General features: G+C 73.0%; 27 protein-coding genes and 1 tRNA gene. 11 read left to right on the top strand and 17 right to left on the bottom strand.

Features of this window, described 5'->3' with window-relative positions:
• Positions 1-459: an excisionase family DNA-binding protein gene (locus ACI79E_RS00875; RefSeq protein ID WP_456930655.1), complete on the bottom strand. Its 459-nt coding sequence runs from the start codon at positions 457-459 to the stop codon at positions 1-3.
• Between the two features lie 451 nt (positions 460-910).
• Complete coding sequence (locus ACI79E_RS00870) at positions 911-1,216, bottom strand: hypothetical protein (protein ID WP_456930654.1); 306 nt, start codon at positions 1,214-1,216, stop codon at positions 911-913.
• Positions 1,217-1,652: 436 nt separating this feature from the next.
• Between ACI79E_RS00870 and ACI79E_RS00865 the strand changes: the two genes are divergently transcribed.
• Positions 1,653-2,990 carry a hypothetical protein gene (locus ACI79E_RS00865; protein ID WP_456930653.1) on the top strand — a complete coding sequence of 446 codons (1,338 nt, stop codon included), beginning with the start codon at positions 1,653-1,655 and terminating at the stop codon, positions 2,988-2,990.
• A gap of 5 nt (positions 2,991-2,995) precedes the next feature.
• Complete coding sequence (locus ACI79E_RS00860; RefSeq protein ID WP_456930652.1) at positions 2,996-3,160, top strand: hypothetical protein; 165 nt, start codon at positions 2,996-2,998, stop codon at positions 3,158-3,160.
• Positions 3,161-3,289: 129 nt separating this feature from the next.
• Here the strand turns inward: ACI79E_RS00860 and ACI79E_RS00855 are convergent, their stop codons facing one another.
• Both ACI79E_RS00855 and ACI79E_RS00850 read right to left on the bottom strand, forming a co-directional pair.
• Positions 3,290-3,718: a hypothetical protein gene (locus ACI79E_RS00855; RefSeq protein WP_456930651.1), complete on the bottom strand. Its 429-nt coding sequence runs from the start codon at positions 3,716-3,718 to the stop codon at positions 3,290-3,292.
• Positions 3,719-3,837: 119 nt separating this feature from the next.
• Positions 3,838-4,872, bottom strand: coding sequence for a site-specific integrase (locus tag ACI79E_RS00850; protein WP_456930650.1), 1,035 nt, complete (start codon positions 4,870-4,872; stop codon positions 3,838-3,840).
• Positions 4,873-5,062: 190 nt separating this feature from the next.
• Here ACI79E_RS00850 and ACI79E_RS00845 point away from each other — a divergent pair, with 190 nt between their 5' ends.
• Positions 5,063-5,704: a hypothetical protein gene (locus ACI79E_RS00845; protein ID WP_456930649.1), complete on the top strand. Its 642-nt coding sequence runs from the start codon at positions 5,063-5,065 to the stop codon at positions 5,702-5,704.
• 67 nt (positions 5,705-5,771) lie between these two features.
• On the opposite strand, the gene ACI79E_RS00840 is transcribed toward ACI79E_RS00845, so the two are convergent.
• Together ACI79E_RS00840 and ACI79E_RS00835 are read right to left on the bottom strand one after the other, a co-directional pair.
• Complete coding sequence (locus tag ACI79E_RS00840) at positions 5,772-7,052, bottom strand: hypothetical protein (RefSeq protein WP_456930648.1); 1,281 nt, start codon at positions 7,050-7,052, stop codon at positions 5,772-5,774.
• 239 nt (positions 7,053-7,291) lie between these two features.
• Positions 7,292-7,367, bottom strand: a tRNA-Arg gene (locus ACI79E_RS00835).
• A 92-nt stretch (positions 7,368-7,459) separates the two neighbouring features.
• Between ACI79E_RS00835 and ACI79E_RS00830 the strand changes: the two genes are divergently transcribed.
• Positions 7,460-7,843: a hypothetical protein gene (locus ACI79E_RS00830; protein WP_456930647.1), complete on the top strand. Its 384-nt coding sequence runs from the start codon at positions 7,460-7,462 to the stop codon at positions 7,841-7,843.
• Position 7,844: 1 nt separating this feature from the next.
• On the opposite strand, the gene ACI79E_RS00825 is transcribed toward ACI79E_RS00830, so the two are convergent.
• The 3 genes from ACI79E_RS00825 to ACI79E_RS00815 form a co-directional block, all read right to left on the bottom strand.
• The gene (locus tag ACI79E_RS00825; RefSeq protein WP_456930646.1) at positions 7,845-8,657 is read right to left on the bottom strand and encodes an alpha/beta fold hydrolase; all 813 of its coding nucleotides are present in this window, start codon (positions 8,655-8,657) and stop codon (positions 7,845-7,847) included.
• 156 nt (positions 8,658-8,813) lie between these two features.
• Positions 8,814-10,121 carry a cytosine permease gene (codB, locus tag ACI79E_RS00820; protein ID WP_456930645.1) on the bottom strand — a complete coding sequence of 436 codons (1,308 nt, stop codon included), beginning with the start codon at positions 10,119-10,121 and terminating at the stop codon, positions 8,814-8,816.
• Positions 10,118-10,615, bottom strand: coding sequence for a nucleoside deaminase (locus ACI79E_RS00815; protein WP_456930644.1), 498 nt, complete (start codon positions 10,613-10,615; stop codon positions 10,118-10,120). The genes codB and ACI79E_RS00815 overlap by 4 nt, the downstream gene beginning before the upstream one ends.
• Before the next feature lie 141 nt (positions 10,616-10,756).
• Between ACI79E_RS00815 and ACI79E_RS00810 the strand changes: the two genes are divergently transcribed.
• Genes ACI79E_RS00810 through proS form a run of 6 tightly spaced genes read left to right on the top strand, consistent with a single transcriptional unit; the run spans position 10,757 to position 16,399 of the window.
• Positions 10,757-12,304, top strand: a complete 1,548-nt coding sequence (locus tag ACI79E_RS00810; RefSeq protein ID WP_456930643.1) for a PucR family transcriptional regulator ligand-binding domain-containing protein — start codon at positions 10,757-10,759, stop codon at positions 12,302-12,304.
• A 22-nt stretch (positions 12,305-12,326) separates the two neighbouring features.
• The gene (locus tag ACI79E_RS00805; RefSeq protein WP_456930642.1) at positions 12,327-12,773 is read left to right on the top strand and encodes an SRPBCC family protein; all 447 of its coding nucleotides are present in this window, start codon (positions 12,327-12,329) and stop codon (positions 12,771-12,773) included.
• Positions 12,774-12,813: 40 nt separating this feature from the next.
• Positions 12,814-13,680, top strand: coding sequence for an NAD-dependent protein deacetylase (locus ACI79E_RS00800; protein ID WP_456930641.1), 867 nt, complete (start codon positions 12,814-12,816; stop codon positions 13,678-13,680).
• A 10-nt stretch (positions 13,681-13,690) separates the two neighbouring features.
• The gene (locus ACI79E_RS00795; RefSeq protein WP_456930640.1) at positions 13,691-13,996 is read left to right on the top strand and encodes a biopolymer transporter Tol; all 306 of its coding nucleotides are present in this window, start codon (positions 13,691-13,693) and stop codon (positions 13,994-13,996) included.
• Positions 13,997-14,027: 31 nt separating this feature from the next.
• The gene (locus ACI79E_RS00790; protein ID WP_456930639.1) at positions 14,028-14,945 is read left to right on the top strand and encodes an MSMEG_6728 family protein; all 918 of its coding nucleotides are present in this window, start codon (positions 14,028-14,030) and stop codon (positions 14,943-14,945) included.
• 41 nt (positions 14,946-14,986) lie between these two features.
• Positions 14,987-16,399: a proline--tRNA ligase gene (gene proS / locus ACI79E_RS00785; protein ID WP_456930638.1), complete on the top strand. Its 1,413-nt coding sequence runs from the start codon at positions 14,987-14,989 to the stop codon at positions 16,397-16,399.
• 56 nt (positions 16,400-16,455) lie between these two features.
• Here the strand turns inward: proS and ACI79E_RS00780 are convergent, their stop codons facing one another.
• From ACI79E_RS00780 to ACI79E_RS00770, 3 genes are all read right to left on the bottom strand, one after another.
• Positions 16,456-16,800: a hypothetical protein gene (locus tag ACI79E_RS00780; protein WP_456930637.1), complete on the bottom strand. Its 345-nt coding sequence runs from the start codon at positions 16,798-16,800 to the stop codon at positions 16,456-16,458.
• 133 nt (positions 16,801-16,933) lie between these two features.
• Complete coding sequence (locus ACI79E_RS00775; protein ID WP_456930636.1) at positions 16,934-17,350, bottom strand: PaaI family thioesterase; 417 nt, start codon at positions 17,348-17,350, stop codon at positions 16,934-16,936.
• Positions 17,347-17,706, bottom strand: coding sequence for a VOC family protein (locus ACI79E_RS00770; RefSeq protein ID WP_456930635.1), 360 nt, complete (start codon positions 17,704-17,706; stop codon positions 17,347-17,349). The genes ACI79E_RS00775 and ACI79E_RS00770 overlap by 4 nt, the downstream gene beginning before the upstream one ends.
• A gap of 89 nt (positions 17,707-17,795) precedes the next feature.
• Between ACI79E_RS00770 and ACI79E_RS00765 the strand changes: the two genes are divergently transcribed.
• Positions 17,796-18,497, top strand: a complete 702-nt coding sequence (locus tag ACI79E_RS00765) for a YbaK/EbsC family protein (RefSeq protein WP_456930634.1) — start codon at positions 17,796-17,798, stop codon at positions 18,495-18,497.
• A 4-nt stretch (positions 18,498-18,501) separates the two neighbouring features.
• On the opposite strand, the gene mscL is transcribed toward ACI79E_RS00765, so the two are convergent.
• From mscL to ACI79E_RS00740, 5 genes are all read right to left on the bottom strand, one after another.
• Positions 18,502-18,975, bottom strand: a complete 474-nt coding sequence (mscL, locus tag ACI79E_RS00760) for a large conductance mechanosensitive channel protein MscL (protein WP_456930633.1) — start codon at positions 18,973-18,975, stop codon at positions 18,502-18,504.
• Positions 18,972-19,595 (bottom strand): Flp pilus assembly protein CpaB, encoded by a 624-nt coding sequence (gene cpaB / locus ACI79E_RS00755; protein WP_456930632.1) that lies wholly within the window; start codon positions 19,593-19,595, stop codon positions 18,972-18,974. The genes mscL and cpaB overlap by 4 nt, the downstream gene beginning before the upstream one ends.
• A gap of 93 nt (positions 19,596-19,688) precedes the next feature.
• Positions 19,689-20,021 carry an FmdB family zinc ribbon protein gene (locus ACI79E_RS00750; protein WP_456930631.1) on the bottom strand — a complete coding sequence of 111 codons (333 nt, stop codon included), beginning with the start codon at positions 20,019-20,021 and terminating at the stop codon, positions 19,689-19,691.
• 174 nt (positions 20,022-20,195) lie between these two features.
• Entirely contained in the window at positions 20,196-20,645 is a 450-nt protein-coding gene (locus ACI79E_RS00745) for a DUF5313 family protein (protein ID WP_456930630.1), read from the bottom strand.
• A 120-nt stretch (positions 20,646-20,765) separates the two neighbouring features.
• Positions 20,766-21,260: a MarR family winged helix-turn-helix transcriptional regulator gene (locus ACI79E_RS00740; protein WP_456930629.1), complete on the bottom strand. Its 495-nt coding sequence runs from the start codon at positions 21,258-21,260 to the stop codon at positions 20,766-20,768.
• Between the last annotated feature and the right edge of the window lie 22 nt (positions 21,261-21,282).

Raw genomic sequence — 21,282 nt, 5'->3', positions numbered from 1 at the left:
TCAGAGGAGGTCCATCTCCTCGCTGAGTGCGGTCAGTTCGTCGGCGGCGGCGCGCCGCTTGCGGTCGTCCTCGCGCATGTACCGCAGCAGAGACTCCGCCTTGATCCGGCGGTGGCTGCCCACCTTGCGGTACTCGATCTCTCCGCGGTCGAGCAGGCCGATCAGGTAGGGGCGGCTCACGTTGAGCATGTCGGCGGCCTGCTGGGTGGTGAGTTCGGCGTGCGATGGGACGACTGAGACGCCTTCGCCAGCGGCCATGTGCGCGAGGATTCGGGCGAGGAGTTCGACCGCCGCGCGGGGGACGACGAGGGTGTCTCGGTGCTCGTCCTCGACGACCAGGCGCACAGCGTCCTTGCGCTTGTGGGTCCGGAGGTAGTTCTTGACGCCCTTCACGGCATCGGCCGCGGTCGTCACATCGGTCGCGTCGGGCTGGATGGGTGGGTCGAGCAGCGCCGTCATGGTTCCTCTTCCTCTTCCTGGAGTGTCGGCGGAGTCGCAGCCGTGTGCTGCGTCCTGGGCTCGGCGGAACACCCCCGACACCCCTGACACCCCCGACACACCTGACAGCAGTATCCGCAGCCAACGCAATAAGTGCAACGCTCGCAGCGTCTATCGGCCGGTCTCGGCCGGTACTTGACCCGGCTGGGGGATCCGGCGCGCCTACTAGCGCGAGCGCGACCCTCCCCGAGAGACTGGCCTCGATCGACTGCTGGCTGTGGGCCGGGCGATCTCATCTCTGATGGGAGCCCGCATGGCCAAGCACCGTCGCCCCCGAGCCCCGAAGCGAGCCAATCGGCCGCTGTCGTGGTTGCCTGACCTCACCCGCAGCATGTACTGGCTCGCGAGGGCGTTCCACGAGGTTCAGGAGCGCTGGCCCGACCTCTGGTGACCGGAACCCGGTCCTGCCGCGTCAGTGGGCCGCTACTAGGTCCAGGACGCGGTAGGTGCCGGTCCACCCGTCGACAGCCCAGCCGTTCGGGCTGCTGTCCGACGGGCTGAGCAGGTAGGTCACGGTCTGGCTCGAACGGGCGGTCGCCGGAGCGCCGTTCTGTGTGCCGTGCAGGGTGCCGCTGTGCTCCAGGCTGACCCGGAGCCGCTCGGTGCCGGTGGAGCGGTCCACGGTGACGGTCGCGTTGCTGACCTGCTGGTCGGTGACGACCTGACCGCTGGTGGCCATCCGGTAGCCCTGTCCCTCGACGCCGTAGAGGGTGGACACCTGGACGCCTGCTTGGCGGTGTCGTCTCCGGCGAGCGCAGCCTGCACCTTGGCGCGGTAGTCGGCCGCGACGCTGGGGGTCAAGTGTGCGGTGATGCCGTCGAGATCGGCCGGGGTCGGCCGGGTGTTTGCCAGCAGGCCAGGCTGGAGGTCGTGGGTGGTCGCCACCGTGGTCGCCATGGAGGCACCCCTAGGTTCGCGTTGGCCCTTGGGGGTGTCTCTAACGAGCCTGTGACCTGGGTGGACTGGGCTGTCGACCGACCGGCGCGCGTCCCGTTCCTCGCCGCGCGCACCCTCTCGCCGGGGAGCCCGAAGTGTCAGCAGGAGGGGTGATCATGGAGCCGTGAGTAGGCCATAGACGCCGCCGAAAGTTTGTTGTCGGTCGGGCGGGATCTCGCGGCTGGTGAGTAGAAGCCCTTGCTACTTCGGGAGATGCCATGACTGACAACGAACCGACCGATGAGACGCCTGCGCAGCCCGCACCGCGTGAGCGCGCGGTCAAGCGGCGCTACCCGGCCAGCCCGAAGATCGACTACGGCGCCAGCCAGGCGCTGAAGTCTCTGGCGTGGTCTCCATCGCTGTCAGACCTCATGCCCAGCCTCGACCAGACGCTGAAGTCGATCGCGCCATCAACCTCGATGCTCACCGCGGCGTCGACCATCGAGTCGGTGCTGCCGAGGCTCGTGGACTCGCCCGTTAGCACGCTCGCCGGGGAGATGGCCGAGGCCGCTGCCCGGATCGTCGTTCCGCCGAACTCGGGGATCAACGCGGCACTTGCGCACGCGGTGCGGCCCATCGTTCAGCCGTTCGAGGGGTTGGCCGCTGTCATCGGTCGGCAGGTGGCCGAGGTAACGGCCGCCCAGACGATGCCGGTCGTCGCTCACCTCAACGAGGTGATCGGTCGGCTCCCCATCATCACGTCAGGCGCCTACATGCCCCGCCTGACCGAGTGGATCCCCAGGCTGCCGATCGTCACCTCAGGCGCCTACATGCCCCGGCTGACCGAGGTGCTGTCGCGCATCTCGATGCCGTCGATCGCCGACTGGCTGCCCGATCTGAGGCCCGCACTGGGTGGCCTAATCCAGAGCCACGACTGGATCTTCGATGTCCTCCGTCAGTGGCAGGACCTGTTCGACGGGGACGGCCTCGCCAGCCGCTGGGCGCGTGCAGCGTTGCGCGCTGCCCTGTGGGCACGGAACGCCGTCCTCTCCGGCAACCGGGACGAGGTGGCCGCCTTCATCAGGCAGTGGCTCGGGCTCGATCACCCCGACGCCGCGCACATCGAAGCGGCCTCGGACGCTCTTTTGACGCCCGGGTGGGAGCCGCCCGACGCCGCCGACCCGGACGCGATCGAGGAGATGCTCCAGACGCTGGAGCACATGACGCGCATGGGCGCACGGCACCACCGTCCGGTCTGGGAGACCCAACTCCGCTACGGCAAGGTCGCCTTGCTGGAGAAGCCAGTCGGGGTCGACCCCGACTCCGGATACCAGCGCACGCTGGGCGATCTGCTCCCTGCCCCGGCTGATCCGGATCCCTTCGCGGCTGAGATCACCGATGAACGGCTCCACCGGGTGCTGCGCCAGATGACCTCCGAGGAGCGCAGCGTCTGTCTGGCCTACACCCCTGACCTGACCTGGAGGGAGGCGGCGGTGGCCGCGGGCCTCCCCGCCGAGTTCGGCGAGTCGGTCCGCCGCAAGCGCACCCGCCTCGCCAAGGAGATGTCTCGGCGGGCAACCGCCCGCTGCGGTTCGACCCTCCAAGAAGGGAGGTGAGAGAGATGGCGAAGAACACCGGCCGGGGTTACCGGCACGGCAGCGTCACCGGGCGCAGCCAGGTGCAGGCTCCGAACGGCAACTGGACCAAGCGCGGCGGCGACGGGCGCTTCATGGACCAGAAGACCAGCAGCAGCGCGCCGTTCAAGGGCGTCCGGCGCGAGAAGTAGTCGTGCAACACGGGGCGGGGCCGGAGGCGCGACTATCGCCTCCGGCCCCGTTCACCGGTCCTGCTCCCTAGCAGCATGCCTGAAGGGTGGATGGCCCCACGAGCCGACTGTGCGGGCGCCTTCGCTTCGTCAGTGAGCCGCGTCCGCGCCGTGCACGTCCCGCCACAGCCGGGCGATGCGCTCGCCCTCCTCGGTCAGGGCGATCTCGTCGGAGTCGTGGCGGGTCTTCCCGTAGGGCGTCTTCCGGTAGAACAGCGCGCCGCTCTCGGCGGTCCCGAACAGGTTGGCCGTGGACTGCACCTTCTCGCCGAACATCTGCCTGCGGATGGCCAGGGACTCGCCGAGGGTCATCCGGCCGTTGTCCTCGATCGCCTGCAGATGCCGGTGGGCGACCTCGCCGAAGCGCTCGACCCGCAGCGCGTCGCGGGAGTCCAGCCGGGGCCCAGACGCGTCGATCTCCTCGTCCAGGGCCAGGCTCAGCCGGGCCTCGATGTCCTTGGCGAGCACCTGCATCTGGCGGACCAGAGCCAAGGTCTCGCGGATCTCGTACTTCTCCACGTCACTGCCCTTCGTAAGTTGATCGCTGACAGCGATGACTTTACGACGCCGGTCCGACGCAGTCAATCGAAAGTTACGTGCGTGATGCGAACAGTCGGGGCGCATCAGCGGGCGGTTACCTAGAGGCCGAGTCCGCCGGAAGCCGGGGTGCGCCAGCGGTCCACCTCGTTGTACTGGCGGACGACCAGGCTCGACCAGCGACCCGAGCGCATGATCGACGCCTCGTCGACCTCGCCACGGGCGAAGGCGGTGGTGGCCATGCCCCGGCGCAGCGAGTGGCTGGAGAGTCCCTCGGCCGAGACTCCGGCCCGGACGGCGGCGCGCTTCAGGATCAGGCTGACGCTGCGGGTGGTCAGCCCCTTCTCCCCGAGGGCCTCATAGCGGCCCCGGTGCACTGAACGGAACAGCGACCCTCGGTCGTAGCCGCGCTCGGCGAGCGCCGCCCGGAGCGCCTGGACCGCGCGCACCGGGTCGGTGGCCTCATAAACCCCTTCGGCCAGCGGCAGCGTGACCCCATGCCCCTGCTGGTCAGTCTTGCTGTGCCTGAGGAGCACGTCGAGGCCGCCGTCGACCTCGGTGAAGTCCTCGATTCGCAGCCAGCACAGGTCGCTGGCGCGCAGGCCCAGAGCGAACCCGAGCAGGATCATCGCCCGATCCCGGACACCGGCCAGGCCATCAGGCAGGCCGGACACGAGCGCGCGGATCCGGTCGGTGCTCAGCGCCCGGGCGCGCTTGGGAACGTAGCCGCGCTCCGTGACCGCCGACCGCCGGATGCCCCGCAGGGTCTGCCGGACACCCTCGCTGTCCCCGGGCAGCGGTAGGCGCGCCTCCCGGTGCGCCGCGTTGATCGCCGCCAGGCGGCGGGCGATGTACTTGGGGCTCCGCCCGTCGTCGGCCATCGCGGCGAGGTGCCGGGCCACGTCGAGCGGATCAGCGGGCAGCGTGGCCGAAATGCCCCGGCTCGCACACCAGGCCGCCCAGCCCCTCAGGTCCTTTGCGTAGGTCTCCCTCGTGGAGGCAGCCTTGGCCTGGGCGACGTAGCCACCGACCGAGGTGGTGTCGGCCTCCAGCAGCGCTGCTGGGTCGACCACCGCGGTGGCTGCCGGGACCGAGAGCGCCACTGGCTCGTCGGCCGGGGTGTCGAGCACGGTCACGCGGTCCTCCAAGCGCTCGGCGAGCATGATCAGCAGCGGTGAATCCAACTTTGGGGAACAGGAGTTTCCCGGTAGCCACGTCAGAATCGCACCGGGGTATGACAGGGCAGCCTGAAGACGAGCGGGACGGCCGTGCGCAATAACAGAGTCGGGGGCGACAGCCGATTCAGGGCCCGACCTAGGGTCAGGCGTGGCCAACAGTGAGGAGCCGGTGCTCCTGGACCTTGACCAGTTCTCCTCCCGCGAGGACGCGCTGCGTCAGATCCAACGGGAGCGCGGCTTCGACGACGTGGTCTTCGAGCCCTTTCAGGCGGCCCTCGCCCGCAACGGCGGCGGCATCAGCATGCTCGGCATGTTCACGCTCAGTTCAATCGCCCGCGTCCGCGGACTGCACGAGGGAGTCGTGCGAGAGATCGAGGCCGACAACCCCCACGCAGTTTTTCCACTGCTCCGCGCCTTCGCTGAGGCACTGCTGCTGATCGCCTATGTAGCCGACCATCCGGAATACGTCGAAGCCGCCGTGCAAGACCCGAGAGACGACACCCCTGCCACGCCCAAGAGGAAAACCTTCCAAGGGTTGATCAACCACATGGACAGCAACTACTCCACGCAGTTCAAGCACGTGTACGCAGAGTTGTCCGACCTCGCGCACTTCGGATCGACGGCCGTGTGGAACGCCTGGCAGCCCGTCGACGAGGAGGCGCGCTCCGCGATCGTGACGAGCACCCCGCGATGGCGGCGTCAGCGGGACCTCTACATCGCGTGCGCGTCCTTGCTCGAACTCTCCGCCGAGATGGAGATCGTGCTGAGGCGTCTCGTCGATAAACTCTAAGAACGTGGCTCTCCGTCGTGGTGTCGGCGGGTTGAGCCTGCCTCAGGTTTTCCCTTTTCTGTCACGTCTAGGCGCCGCTGCGATGGGGCAGTGGCCGTTTGGTGGCTACGACGACCTCGCGCTCTTGAGCCAAGTCCATGATTATCTGATGCATTCGGTCGGACTGGGCGCTAGTGGTACCTGCCATCCCTCGGCGCACAAGTTCAACGAAACCGGAGCGACTTATATGGCGGGTGTTCTCAAAGTTGACCTGGAAACCGCCTCGGGGACCGGTCCTTAGGCTGCCGTCGCTGATGGCCATGCGTAGGTAGTCCGCGTGCACGTACATGCCGGGAAGGACCAGGGGGTCGTTGGGTGTGAAGGCGTCCGCGCGGAGGAACTTGAACCAGAACGGGCTCGGACTTAGGCGCCAATCCCTGGAATCTTGGACACTGCTCTCCCCAACGTCCATCAAGTCCAACTGCCGCTCTAGTTCCGCCTCGTTGACATACCGCCACCTCCCACTCGATCCCTTCGGAGGGGGAGTCAGTCGCTTGTACTGGAGTAGCGTGAACGTGTCGGCAAGCATGTCCCGGTAGATCAGGTCGACGCCTAGCGCAACGTCCAGTGGCTTGAGGTTTACGTTAGCGATCTCCAGCACGAAATCGGGCGCCGTGAATCGCGCGACAGACATCTGCTGCATGCTGACTGACCCGTCCGTGTCGAATCGGCCGAGGTCTAGGGAAAGCGCATCGTCTTCATGGTCCAGCCACGTACCTGCGAAGGCGCTCTCAAGGCCATGCGCCGACGCGGCGGGATCCGCTTGTAGCGCCTCGTTGGGGACATCGAGGTCGGCCAGGCTGATCGCTAAGCCGACGGCATCCCGTTCCTCGCGGAGGCGGAAAGCCTCGGGTCCCGTTTGGGGCGTCTCGGATTCGGCTAGCGAGTTCATCCATGCCTCAACCTCAACCGAAAGGTGGCGTATGGAAGCAAGGACCTCCTGGCCCGCCAGATGCGAAAGGCGCTGCGGCCGGTTCGTACCCAACTGCGCGAACGCCAGATCAAGCCATCTTCTAGAGGAGTGGCTCAGAGAGTCGGTCACGCGCTCCCAGGGGACCGGTTCTGGGCGCACGAGCGGCTGGACTCGAAACCTATCCTTTCCGGTCGTTACCCGTGACGTTCCGGCAATGACTCCGACGACCCGTACGGAAATGCCAGTCTCGTCGCGCGCGAGGCCGATGATGCGCGCACCCTTCGGCGGACGCAGTGAGCGAAGGCAGATGTCCGTTACGTGCGCACGCTCGAACTCCGGTGCTGCGCCATCCGCGACATCCCGCATGTCCCATAGGTAGATGTCGGGGGTGGCCACGGAAGTCCTCTCTCGACAGCAGGCGCCGTTCGACACGCGGGCGGGCGGGCTACTGCCCCATCGTGCAATGCCCGCGGCGGACACCGCGTAACGCTCCTCAGTTACAAACGGTGCATCTCCTTGCACCTAACGTGACGAAGAGCCGTCATCTTAGGGGCAATGTGACACGGTCCTGTCACGCAGGACTGACTGACATGGGCGGTCGGGTCGTCTCGCAGCGCCTTGACCAGCACTTTCTCTGGTGCCCCCGGCAGGATTCGAACCTGCGACACACGGTTTAGGAAACCGATGCTCTATCCCCTGAGCTACGGGGGCTCGTCGGCGGACCGACCGGGGCGTACCCGAGGAGGTTAGCGGGCGCGGGACGACGTCCCCCCGGGGCGGCCCCGGCGAACTACCGTCAGCGCATGGTGGTCGCGCTGGCCGAGCTCACCCTCCTGGTGCTGCTGGCCGCCCTGCTGCTGTACGCGCTGGGCACCTGGTCGACCCGGCCGGTGCTGCGCACGGGTGCCGGCCAGGCCCGGTTGCCCGCCCGCGCGCAGGCGGAGGTCGCCGCCGCCGTAGCGCAGGCCCGCTGGACGCCGGCCCACGACGAGGTGGACGGTGTCACGCGGGTGCTGCTGCGGCGCTCCTACACCGGCCTGGACGGGCTGCCGGTGGTGCTGGAGGACCGGGTGTTCGGGACCTTCCCGGCGGCCGACCCGGCGTGGGAGGCCCGCTTCACCGAGGCGATGTCCGGTGCCCGGTTCCGCTGCGCCTACCTCAACGCCGAGGAGTCACCCGGCGACTAGGTCAGGCGACGGCGCGCAGCGGCTCGGGCGCCCGGCGTCCCGCTGCCTCCGACACCAGGCGGGCGATCGTCGCCGGCCGGTCGGACTGCGGGGCGTGGCCGGCCATCAGCAGCGGGCTGAAGCGCGAGCCGGGGACGAACGGCAGGTAGCGCACGGTCTGGCCGGAGGCGACCCAGTCCGCGACGCCCTGCACCAGCGTGACCGGGCAGTCGATCCGGTCCAGGCCCCGCGGGACGTCGAGCATGAGCGCCCACAGCAGGGTGCGCCAGAAGTCGCGGGACTCGGCGAACCCCTCGCGGGCGCCGACGGCCTCCTCCGGGGAGGTGCTCCACGGGCGGGCCTTGAGCGGCGCCAGCAGCGCGGCCCGCCCGACCGCCGAGCGGGAGGCGGTCTCGATCAGCGGCTGGGCCACCCGCATGGCGATCCGGGCCATACCCATGCCGAGGCCCTGGTGGATGCGCTCCTGGGGCACGTTGAGCCCGGACGGCGCGATCGCCACGACCGACAGGGCGCGGCCGCGGACGGCGAGCTCGAGGGCGATCCGGGCGCCGAGGGAGTTGCCCAGCACGTGCACCCGGCCCAGGCCCTCGGCGTCCAGGGTGCGTTCGACGGCGTCGGCGAGCGCCGCGACGGTGGGGCGCTGCTGGAGGTGGGGGGAGCGCCCGATGCCGGGCAGGTCGACGTTGACCACGTCGAAGTGCGCGCACAGCTCGGGCAGGACGGCGGTGAAGTCGCGGCGGGAGCTGCCCATGCCGTGCAGGAGCAGCAGCGGCTCGCCGGAGCCGGAACGGGTGAGGGACAGCGGAGCGGTCACCCGTCCGTGGTACCCGGCCGGGGCGCGGACCTGCTGGTGAGATCGGTCACCACGGCGTACGGCCCGACTGCGACCACGGGGTCGTCGCCGGTCCCTGCGGCACGCCGTCGCAGGTCCCCGGCAACGACCCCGTGGCCGACAGAGGGGTGGCGGCGCTCAGCCGCGGGCGCCGACCGGTGCCGGTGCGCCCGTGCGGGACAGCCCCATCGACAGGGCGATGGCGACGACGATGCCGATCACCGGCGGGATGCCGATGCCGAGCTCGCCGCTGAGCCACGCCAGGAACGCAGCCACCGCGTAGGCGAGCAGGTTGGGCCACCGCACCGCGGGCGGCACGCTGTCGGCGGGGATCCCCCGGCGGCGCCAGCGGGCGAGGAAGTCGCCGATGATCACGCCGCCCAGCGGCGGGATGAACGTGCCCAGCAGGACCAGGTAGTCGACCAGGTGGTTCTGCACCCCGGTCAGGGCCAGCACGGTGGCGATCACCGACCCGCCGATGACGAACGGCGCCTTGCTGGGCCGGTTGAACAGCTCGGCGCCGGCCACGCCGAAGGCGTAGGCGGTGTCGGCGTTGCTCTTCCAGAGGTTGCCGAACAGCAGCACCAGGCCCCAGCCGACCAGCCCGAGCTGGTACAGCACGAGCACGAAGTCGCCCTCGCCGAAGGTCAGCGCCCCGACCGCGCCGAAGAAGACCATGAGCCCGTTGCCGATGAGGAACCCGATGATGCAGGCCCACACCGCGTGCGAGCCGCGCCGGGCGAACCGGGTCCAGTTCGGCGCCTGGGTGCCGGCCGACACGAAGGTGCCGACGACGGTGGTGACGGCCACGGCCAGCGCCATGGAGGTCGTGGGCTCGACACCGGCCAGGCCGCTGAACCCGCCGACCTCCTGCAGCGACCGGGCCAGCACCCAGAAGGCCAGGATGAGGATCAGCGGCGTGGAGACCAGGGACACCCAGTACATGCCGTGGTAGCCCCAGTAGGCGGTGGCGCACATGAGCGCACTGGTCAGGATCATGATCGCGGCCCGGGCGCCGTAGGAGTCCCAGCCCGTGGCCTCGGCGGTGAGGTCGCCGATGGTCCCGACGACGACGGCGTACCAGCCGATCTGCGTGCCGCCGAGCAGCACCGAGGCGAGCTTCGCGCCGCGGGACCCGAGCGTGTAGCGCGCCATGACGACGGTGGTCAGCCCGGTCCGCGCGCCGATCCAGCCCATGACGGCCACGTAGGCCCCCAGGATGAGCGACCCCAGGCCGATGACCACCAGCAGGGTGCCGAAGGAGAACGCCGGTCCGAGGGCGGCGCCGGCCAGCATCGTCGGGGTGAAGACGGTGAACCCGAGCAGCACGACGGCCACCGAGAAGAACGACTTGCGGGCGTGCGCCGGGACCGGGGTGACCGGGTAGTCCGGGTCGACGACCTCGGTCTCGCCGACCGCGGGCGCGGACCGCTCCGGGGCGGTCACGACTCCTCCCCGATGTCCTCGAGCCACAGCTCCGGCCGCTCGGCGAGCATCCGCTCCATGAGCGCGATGCACTCCGCGTCGTCCAGGACGTCGACCTGCACGCCCTTGGACCGCAGCAGCTCCTCCGACGCCTGGAAGTTGCGGTTCTCGCCGATGACGATCCGCGGGATGTCGTAGAGCAGGGCCGTCCCCGCGCACATGAAGCAGGGGGAGAGGGTCGTGTAGAGCGTGCTGCGGCGGTAGACCGACGCCGGCAGCCGGCCGGCCTGCTCGATGCAGTCGGTCTCGCCGTGCCGGATGGCGCTGTCCATCTGGACGCGCCGGTTGCGGCCCACGGCGAGCACGCGGTCGCCGTCGACCAGCGCCGCGCCGATCGGAACCCCGCCCTCCTCCCAGCCGATCCGCGCCTGCTCGACGGCGAGGCCGAGGAAGAACCGGTCGCGCTCGGCGGGGCCGAGGTCCGGGGGGACGGTGGGCAGGGCGGGTGTGGTCACGGGTGCTCCTCGCAGGTGGGCGGCGCGCGCTGACGTCGGCAGCGAACTCCTGCCCGGGGGCGCACGACAAGGGACACCGCGTCCGGTCGGCGCGGTGCTGCGCTTGACGCGGTGCCCCTGCGCCCCCGAGGCTGCTGCGCCGTGCTGCCGACCGTGTCCGAGGTGCTGGAGCTGCCGTCGCTGCGCGCCGCCGCCCCGGAGGTGCTGGCCGGGGACCCGCAGGCCGCCGTCGTCCGCTGGGTGCACTCCTCCGAGGTCTACGAGATGGGCGGGCTGCTGGCCGGCGGCGAGCTGCTGCTGACCACCGGCCTCGGGCTGCACGGCCGGTCGGCCCAGCAGGTCGTCGACTACGTGGAGATGCTGGCCGACGCCGGGTGCGCCGCGCTGGCGCTGGAGGTGGGGCGCACCTTCTCCGTCGTCCCGCCGGAGCTGGTCACCACCGCCCGGCGGCGCGGGGTGGTCCTCCTGGCGCTGCGCGAGGTGGTGCCCTTCGTCCGGATGGTCGAGGACTTCCACGACCTGCTGCTGCGCCGCAAGCTCTCGTGGCGGCACGCCGGCGAGCCGGTCTGGCAGGAGCTGCTCGGCCTGGTGGTCTCCGGGCAGGGGCTGGCCGCCGTGCTCGACGCCGTCGCCCGGATGGCCGACTGCCCGGCCGAGCTGGTCGACGTCGACGGCCGGGTGGTCGAGCGCAGCCGCCTCCCCGGTACCGCGCACCCCACCGACCGGACCGTGGCCGAGGTGCGGGGTCAGCACGGGCCGGTCGGCCGGCTGGTCCTGCTGGGCCGGCGCACCGCCCGGCGCACCGGGGTCGCCGACCGGGCGGCAGTCGCCGTCGCCCTCGAGCTCGGCCGGCACCCGGACGTCGGGTCCCGGCCCTCGCTCGCGCAGGCGGTGGTCACCGACCTCGTCGCCGGCGCCCTGGTCTCCGAGGGGGAGCTGCGGACCCGCCTGTCCGCCGCCGGGTGGGTGCCGGCGCCCGGCGTGCCGGTCCTCGTGGCCGCGGTCGAGTTCGACCGGCGCACGCCCACCAGCGAGGCGGTGCCCGCGGTCCGGCAGGCCGCCGAGGAGGTCCTGGGACAGTGCCTCGTCGGCGCCGCCGGCAGCGCGGTGCTCGTGCTGGCCCGGGGCCGGCCGCGCCCCGAGCTCCGGCAGCAGCGGGAGGCGGTGACCGCCCTGCGCACCCGGCTGTGCGCCGGCCCGCTCGGCAGCGCGATCCGCACCGTCGGCGTGGCCGACACGGTCGGGGCGCTGGCCGACGTCCCGGCCGCGGTGGCCGAGGCGCGGGAGGTGGTGGCGCTCAGCCGGCGGGTCGGCAGCCGGGAGCCGGTGGTGCTCGCCCGCGACGTCGCCGTCCACCGGCTGCTGGCCGCCGGCGCCTCGCCGGTGGAGATCAGCCGGTTCGTCGCCGGGCAGCTCGGACCGCTGGTCGACCACGACGCCGCGCACGGCACCGAGCTGCTGCGCACCCTCGACGCGCACCTGGCCACCGGGCTGAGCAAGACCCGCACCGCGGAGGTCCTCGGCATCCGCCGGCAGTCCCTGTACGCGCGGCTGGACCGCATCGAGCAGCTGCTCGGCGCCCCCGTGGAGCACCCGGCGCAGCACGTCGGGTTGGGCGTGGCGCTGGCCGCCTGGCGGATGCGGACCGGTCTGGACCCGCAGGCGGTGCCCGGCCCCACCCGCGGCTGACCGCACTGGGCAGGATGGGGGCATGGGACAGGTCGTGGCCACCGCCGAACGCGTCGTCAGAGCCCCGTCGGAGCGGGTGGTCGCCGCCCTCGCCGACTACCCCGAGACCCGGCGGCGGGTGCTGCCCGAGCAGTTCAGCGACTACCGGGTCGAGGCCGGCGGGCAGGGCGCCGGCACCCGCGTGGCGTGGCGGTTCGCCGCCACCTCCAAGCGGGTGCGCGACCAGCTGGTGGAGGTGACCCAGCCCGACGCCACCACGCTCGTGGAGGCCGACACCCGCTCGTCGATGGTGACGACGTGGACGGTGCACCCGGCCGACGCCGGGAGCAGCACCGTGCGGGTCCGCACCACCTGGAACGGCGCGGGCGGGATCGGCGGCTTCTTCGAGCGCACCTTCGCCCCCAAGGGCCTGCGCCGCGTGTACGAGGACCTGCTGGGCCGGCTGGACCGGGAGCTGGCGGCCGGCTGAGCCGGCGGCGCGAACCGGGTTCGGAGGGGACGATGGCCCGGTGACCGCACTGCCCACCGTCGCCGAGCCCCCGGCCGTCGACCCGGCCGCCCTCGACGACCTCGCCGCGCTGGTGGACGACGGCGACGTCGTCGTCCTCTCCGGCGCGGGGCTGTCGACCGACTCCGGCATCCCCGACTACCGCGGCGCCACCGGGTCGCTGCGCCGGCACACGCCGATGACCTACCAGACCTTCCTGCGCGACCCCCGCGGCCGGCACCGCTACTGGGCGCGCAGCTTCGTCGGCTGGCGGCAGATCCGGGCGGCGCGGCCCAACGCCGGGCACCGCGCCGTGGCCGACCTGCAGGCCGCCGGTCTGGTCACCGGCGTCATCACGCAGAACGTCGACGGGCTGCACCAGGCGGCCGGGGCGCGCGACGTCCTGGAGCTGCACGGCGGCCTGGACCGCACCATCTGCCTGGCCTGCGGGGACGTCGCGAGCCGGGCCGCGCTCGACGAGCGGCTGCAGGCCGCGAACCCCCACTTCGGCCCGCACGCCGACGAGGTCAACCCCGACGGCGACGCCGAGCTGCCCGACGAGGTGCTCGACGGGTTCGTGATGGTCGACTGCCTGGCCTGCGGGCGCGGGCCGCTCAAGCCCGACGTCGTGTTCTTCGGCGAGACCGTGCCCCGCGACCGGGTCGACACCTGCTTCGCGATGGTCGAGGACGCCGGCGCCCTGCTGGTCCTCGGCTCCTCGTTGACGGTCATGAGCGGCTACCGGTTCGTGCTGCGGGCGGAGAAGCTCGGCATCCCGGTGGGCCTGGTCAACCTCGGCCCCACCCGTGGGGACGCGAAGGTCGACGTCCGCGTCGACGCCCCGCTCGGCACCGTCCTGCCCGACCTGGCCCGCCGCCTGGCGGCGTGAGCCCGGCCGCGTGAGCCGGGAGGTCGGCCGCACCGACGACGGCCGCTGGATCGTCGTCGACGGCCGGCGCTGGCGCACCGCCGACCCGGCACTGCCCGAGGAGGTCCGCGCCCGCCTGCTGCACCACCTCGGGGTCGCGCGGGCCGCCGTCCGGACCGCCGGGGACGACGCCGCCGTGGCCGCCGCCCGGGCCCGTGTCCGGCTGGCCAAGACCGGCCTCGGCGAGCGGGGGACCCCCTGGTGGGAGCAGGACGACACCGAGCGCTGCGCCCGGTGGACCGCGGCGCTGGCCGCACTCGAGCCGCCGGGCGGTTGACCCCGCGCCGGCCCGGGAAGGAGGGGCGGCGATGCAGACCTTCCTGCCCGTCGCCGACTTCGAGGAGAGCGCCCGGCTCCTGGACTCCCCCCGCCTCGGCAAGCAGCGCGTCGAGACGCTGCAGGTGCTCCGGGCCCTCGAGCTGCCCGACTACGGCTGGGTGTCGCACCCTGTCGTCCGGATGTGGCGGGGGCGGACGCCGGCGCTGGTCGCCTACGGGCTGGCGATGGTCCGGGTGTGGCGCGAGCGCGGGTTCGCCGACAGCACGTACCCGCTGATCGCCGAGTTCGCGCCCGACGTGGTCGGCGTGCCCCAGGAGGAGCTGGCCCGCGCCGGGCTCCTGCCCTCCTGGGTGGGGGACGAGGCGCTGCACCTCTCCCACCGGTCGAACCTGCTGGCCAAGGAGCCGGAGTTCTACCGGCCGCGGTTCACCGAGCGCTTCGGCACCGAGCCCGACGACCTGCCCTACGTCTGGCCCGAGCCGGACGACGTCCCGCCGGCGCCCGCACCCGAGGGCGTGCGGGTCTGGGTGGTGCGACCGCGGGCGCACAACGAGCTCGGTGCCTGCCTGGCCGCCGGCGTCGTGGGGCTGGGCACCCAGTCCGGCATCGACGTCGACGCCACCGGCCTCACCCCGGCCGAGCTGCGCGCGCTGTCCAAGGAGATCTCCGGCCGGCGCCCCGCCAAGGACCTCCGCCAGCTGTCGGCCTTCCTCGACCAGGTGCGCCCCGGCGACCGGGTCGGCCTGCCCGTCGAGCACGGCGCCGGCCTGCTGCTGGGTGAGGTCGTGGGGGAGTACCTCTTCCAGGGTCGGGAGCTGCTGCCGCACCGCCGTCCCGCCCGGTGGGACCGCGTGGTGCCGCGGTCGGCGGCGCGCCCGCCGGCCACCCTGCAGGACCCCCGCGCCCTGTTCGAGGTGGTGCTGGACCCGGAGCAGGTCCCCGGGTAACTGGGCGGCGCGCACCGGCCCCGCCGTGCCAGGGTGCGCGGATGGCCCGCCCGTCCGTGCTCCCGAGCCAGTCCACCGACTTCCCGCGCTGGTACCAGGACGTCGTCGCCAAGGCCGAGCTGGCCGAGAACGGCCCGGTCCGCGGGACGATGGTGATCCGGCCCCACGGCTACGCGATCTGGGAGCGGCTGCAGCGCGAGGTCGACGACCGGATCAAGGCCGCCGGCGCCCGCAACGCCTACTTCCCGCTGCTGATCCCGGAGCCCTACCTGCGGCGCGAGGCCGAGCACGTGGAGGGGTTCAGCCCGGAGCTGGCGGTCGTGACGCACGCCGGCGGCCGTGAGCTGGAGGTCCCCGCCGTCGTCCGGCCCACCAGCGAGACGGTCATCGGCGAGTACATGGCCAGGTGGGTGCAGAGCCACCGCGACCTGCCGCTGCTGCTCAACCAGTGGGCCAACGTCGTCCGGTGGGAGCTGCGCCCCCGCGTCTTCCTGCGGACGACGGAGTTCCTCTGGCAGGAGGGGCACACCGCGCACGCCACCGAGGCCGACGCCGCCGCCTACGCCCGGCGGATCCTGCGCGAGGTCTACGCCGACGTCATGACCGGGGTGCTGGCCATCCCGGTCGTGCCGGGGCGCAAGACCCGCCGGGAGCGCTTCGCCGGTGCGGTCAACACGCTGACCTGCGAGGCGATGATGCGCGACGGCAAGGCCCTGCAGATGGGCACCAGTCACGAGCTGGGGCAGAACTTCTCCCGGGCGTTCGACATCGACTTCCTGGGCGCCGACGGCGAGCGGCGGCTGGCCTGGACGACGTCGTGGGGCTCGTCCACCCGCATGGTCGGCGGGCTGGTCATGAGCCACGGGGACGACGCAGGCCTGCGGCTGCCGCCCCGGCTGGCGCCGGTGCAGGCGGTGGTGGTCGTGGCCCGCGCCGGGGAGGGCGTGGCCGGGGCCGCCGGGGCGCTCGTCGGCGAGCTGCGGGCACGCGGGGTGCGCGTGGAGCTCGACGACCGGGCCGACGTCCCGTTCGGGCGGCGGGCCGTCGACTGGGAGCTCAAGGGCGTCCCGGTGCGCGTCGACCTCGGGCCGAGGGACCTCGCCGAGGGGCGGGCCGTCGTCGTCCGCCGGATCCCGGGCGGGTCCGCGCCGGTCCCGCTCGACCGCGTGGCGGAGGAGACCGGGCGCGCGCTGGAGGAGGACCAGGCCCGGCTGCTCGCCGAGGCGCGCACCCGGCTCGCCGAGCGGACGGCCGACGTGCCGTCGGTCGAGGAGGCGCTGGCCGCTGCCCGGGACGGGTGGGCGCGGATCCCCTGGGCCCGGCTGGGCCCCGAGGGGGAGGCGCGGCTGGCCGAGCAGGGCGTCACGGTCCGCTGCCAGGTGCGGCCGGACGGCGGCCTGCCGGACGGCGACGACGAGCCGGGCGCCCTGGCCGTGGTCGGCCGCGCCTACTGAGCCGGCTGGACGGACCGCGGGTGGCCGGCCGTCCGGCGGTGGCGGGGCCGGGCGGGTCAGCCCGCGGAGGGGGTGCGCCGGTCCTGCTGGTGCAGCCGGCCCTGCACCCAGAGGATCAGGCAGCGCAGCGCGGCGTGCCCCTCCGGGGAGGCGAAGCCCTGTTCGAACCGGGCGGCCTCGATCAGCTCGTCGCTGCCGACCGTGCCCCCGCCGTGGAACCGGTCGAGCACCTGGCCGGTCAGCGAGGGGCTGCGGAAGAGCCCGGCGATGCCGAGGGCCACGGCGTCGGAGACGGTGAGGGTCACCGGAGGGTGCCGCAGCGCCGCGCGCCGGTCGAGCAGCCGGATCACCTCGGCGGCGACCTGCGTGTCCGGGGCCGGTCGGGCCCGGGCGGTGATCATCACGGAGAGCTCCCTGCAGGACGGTGTGTGCTCCCGGGTCATCGGGAGCGGAGGGGGCCGGCTTGAGGCAGCGCGGGGGTGGTGCCCTCCGAACGGGTGGACCGCCCGGCCCGGACCGGCCGGCGGCGGGTGCTCAGGCGCCCGGCAGCGGCACGTTCTGCAGCCGCACCTGACCGCGGGCGACGAGCTTGCCGTCGGCCCGGGTCAGCAGCACCTGCCACAGCTGCTGCGTGCGGCCCTGCTGGACCGGTTCGGCGACCACGTCCAGCCGCTCCGTGGTGCAGGCGCGCAGGAAGTCGGTGTTGTTGTTCACCCCGACGGCGAACTGCCCGCGGTCCACCACCGCCGCGCTCGCGCCGATGCTCGCGGCGGACTCGATGACGGTGCAGTACAGCCCGCCGTGCACCACGCCCCACGGCGTGTGCTGGTCCGGCCCCACCTCCACCGTGCCGGTCACCCGGGTGCCGCTGACCTCGGCCACGGTGAAGCCGGTCGCGGCGACGAACCGGCTGGCCGAGGTGAGGTCGGCGGCGGGCAGCTCGGTGCTCACGCGTCCCACACCAGGCAGAAGGGGTGGCCCACCGGGTCGGCGTAGACGCGGAAGTCGCCACCGCCGCCGGGCAGCTTCCGGGCGCCCAGGGCCAGCGCCTTCGGCTCGGCCTCCTCGATGTCGGCGACGCGGACGTCCAGGTGGAACTGCTGGGGCCGGTCGCGGTCGGGCCAGTCCGGTGGCTGCAGGTCCGGCGCCTGCTGGAACGCCAGGCGGTGGCCCTGCCCGGTGACGACCACCCAGTCGTCGCCGGGGCCGCCCCGGCTGACCTCCATGCCGAGCAGCTCGGCGTAGAAGGTGGCGAGCGCGTGCGCGTCGGGCGCGTCTATGACGACGGAGTGCAACTGGCCGATCATGGCCCCATCCTCACCGGGCGTCCCGCCCCCGACCAGCGCGGATCCGGCCCGTTCCCGCCGGGATCCGGCCACCGGGGCAGGATCACCGCGTGGCCCCGTCCTCCTCGCCCGCTCCGCAGCTGGGCTCCCTGACCTGGCTCCCGGCTCTCGACCGGCCCGATCTCCTCGCGTCCCCGGTCGCCTCGGCACTGGGGGAGCTCGCCGCGCCGTCCTGGGTGGCGGAGATCGACGACGCCCTCGCCGACACGGCCGCCTTCACCGAGGCCTACGGGGTCCCGCTGGAGGCCTCGGCCAACTGCGTGGTGGTCGCTGCCCGCCGGGCCGGTCAGACGATGCTGGCCGCCTGCCTCGTGCCGGCCACCACGCGGGCCGACGTCAACGGCGTCGTGCGCCGGCACCTCGGGGCGCGCAAGGCGTCGTTCGCACCGCAGGACGTCGCCGTGGCCGAGAGCGGCATGGCCTACGGCGGCATCACCCCGCTCGGGCTCCCGCCGTCCTGGCCGGTGCTGGTCGACCCGCTGGTCGTCGCGGCGGACGTGGTCGTCGTCGGCTCCGGCACGCGCGGCAGCAAGGTGGCACTGGCGGGCGCGGCGCTGGCCACGCTGCCGGGCGCGGTGGTCCTCGAGGGGCTGGGCCGCCCGCCCGTCGAGCCACCCCCGCCGCCCGCCGTGGTGCCGGCCGAGCGGGCGCCGGATGACCGGGACGTCGGCTGGGGCGAGCGGCCCGACGACCGCTCCGCCGACGACCGTCGCTACCTGGAGGACCGGCCGCCGCACTGGGGCAGGGACTGACCGGTCACAGCCGCCCGGGCAGCGTGGTGGTGCCCGGGCCGGACGGGTCCTGGCCGGGGCCGGCCCCCTGCTGGGCGCGCAGCAGGTCGCGGATCTCGATCAGCAGCTCCACCTGGGTGGGCTCGGCCGGACCCGGTTCCTCGCCGCGCTTGCGCCGCTCGACGAGCGCCTTCATGGGCAGCACGACGACGAAGTAGACGACGGCCGCGGTGAGGACGAACGTGATCACCTGGCTGACGAACGCGCCCCAGGTGAACGTCTGGCCGTTCACCTCGACCGAGCCGCCGAGTTCGCCGCCGCCACCGGCCAGGCCGATCAGCGGGGTCAGGAACGAGTCGGCGAACGAGGTGACCACGGCGGTGAAGGCCGCACCGATCACCACCGCGACCGCGAGGTCGACGACGTTGCCGCGCAGGAGGAAGTCCTTGAAGCCCTTCAGCATGGGGTTCATCCAGCCGAGGTGGGCGACCGCGGTCAAGCACCGACAGGCGGGAGGCTGAGGGTGAGGGTGGCGCTGCTCGCCGCGGCGGCCAGCAGTGCGGCGGTGGCGTCGTCCACGGCGATCAGCAGCAGCCCCTCGCCGGTGCCGTCGGGACCCGGGGCGGCCAGGACGAGCGCTCCGGCGGCGACGACCTCGGCGCGCTCGGCCTCCGGTGTGGTCGCCAGGACGTCGACCCGGTCGCCGGGGCGGACGAGGGCACTGACCGCGAGGTCGGCCGGCCGGACCGGCGCAGCGACCTGACCCCCGGTGAGCAGTGCGGTCAGCCCCGCGCCCACCAGGCGGGCGTCGGTGACCGGTTCCCCGGCCCGCAGGCCCGCCGCGAGCGTCGCACCGGCCAGCACCTCCGGGGCCGCGGCGGCTCCGCCGGGTCGCAGCGCGGGTGGGTAGCGCGCCACCGTGAGGTCACCAGGGGCGAGCACCGCCCCTGGCGGCAGGTCCTCGGCCGCGACGACCACCGGGACGGTGGCCGGCGGGTCGGCGGCGGCGGGCCCGGGAGCCGGCCGCAACGCCAGCACCAGGGCGGCGCACGCGAGCAGGGCGGCGAGCAGCTGCCGGGCGGCGTGCACGAGGGAGCGGGGACGGCGGAGGCGGACCATGCGCCTCACGCTGACGGCCACCGGCCCCCGGCGGTCGGGCCACCGCGCGGTTGTGGAGGACGGGCCGCCCTGTGGACGGCGCCGTCCCGGGGATCAGCTGGCGGCGGCCTTGCTGGTCGAGGAGCTGGAGGACGACGAGCTGCTCGACGACGAGCCGGCCGAGGAGGAGGTGCTCGACGAGGAGGTGGCCGCGGCCGGCTCTTTCTTCGCCGAGCCGCCGGTCGACTCGCCGGCCGAGGAGCTCGACCGGCTGTCGGTGCGGTAGAAACCCGAGCCCTTGAAGACCACGCCGACCGAGCCGTAGACCTTGCGCACCGGGCTGCCGCACTGCGGGCACTCGCTCACCGCGGGGTCGGTGAAGGACTGGACGACCTCGAACTCGTGCCGGGTGTCGGCGTTGGTGCAGGCGTACTGGTAGGTCGGCACGGCTGGGCGCTCCTCGGAGGACGGGCCGGGCTGGCACTCGTGCCCGGCGACTGCCAATGATGCGCGCCGAGGAGCCGTCCGTCCACGTCTGTCGCCGAGCGTCACCTCCGCGCCACCCGGGCCGGCCGCCGCCACGCTCAGGCGCTCCCGTCCCTCCGGGCCGGGCTCCGCCGGTCAGCGGCCGGTGCGCTCCCGGTAGCGGGCGGCCCGCTTGGCGGCGGCCGCCCGGCGGCGCTCGCTGTCGCGCAGGTCGCGCCGGTGGGCGGCCTGCTCGCGGTGCGCGGTGGCCGTGCCGACCGGGTAGCCGGCCTTCACGACGCGGTTCTCCGTCGTCTCGGGCATGTAGGCGAGCGAGTAGAGCAGCCCGAGGGCGATGCCACCGCCGGCGACCGCCGCGCGCAGTCCCCAGGGGGCCGGCAGGAACACCATGATCAGCGCGATCGGGACCGACATCTGGACGAGCATGCGGGCGATGTGGCGCGCCCACCACGTGCCGGTGGTGGTGTCGAACAGCACCCAGCCGCGGTGGCGCGCGGGCAGTCCGCCGCCGAAGGCGTACCAGAGCCAGCGGTGCGGTGCGGGCCGGATGACCGGCTCGGTCGTGTCCTGCTCGGGCTCGGTCATGGGGCCTCTGTGTTCCTGCTCGACGACGGTCACCCCCTCATGGTCCCGGAGGACGATGGGGGCGCAAAGGATTGGGGCACCAATTGTCCGTGGACCGGGGGTGCTTCTCGTCACGGGGAGTCAGGCGACCGTGGCCTGCGGGTCGGTGGCGGGGTGTCCGAGGGCCTGCTGGGAGGCCGCGATCACCTGGGTGAGCGCCTCGTGCAGGCTCATCAGCTGCTCGACCGGCATGCCGAGGCGCTCGAGGATGCCGGCGGGGATGCGCTCGGCCTGCTCGCGCAGTGCCGTGCCCTTGTCGGTCAGTGCCAGGGCCAGGTTGCGCTGGTCCCGGGGGTCCCGTTCGCGGCGCAGCAGCCCGGCGGCCTCCAGGCGCTTGAGGAGCGGCGAGAGCGTGCCGGGGTCCAGCTGCAGCAGGCCGGACAGCTCCTTGACCGACAGCGTCCCGTGCTGCCACAGCGCCAGCATCACCAGGTACTGCGGATGGGTGAGGCCGAGCGGCTCGAGCACGGGCCGGTAGACGGCGACCACGTTGCGGGCGGCCACCGACAGGGCGAAGCACACCTGCCGGTCCAGGGCGAGCACGTCCTCGGCGGAGGGGGGCTGTCCGGTCGTCACGCCCCCAAGGTACGAGGTGCGC

The sequence above is a fragment of the Geodermatophilus sp. SYSU D00079 genome (assembly GCF_054050635.1).
Note: the sequence above shows the minus strand (reverse complement) of the source record. Positions and strands in the feature narration are given on the sequence as shown.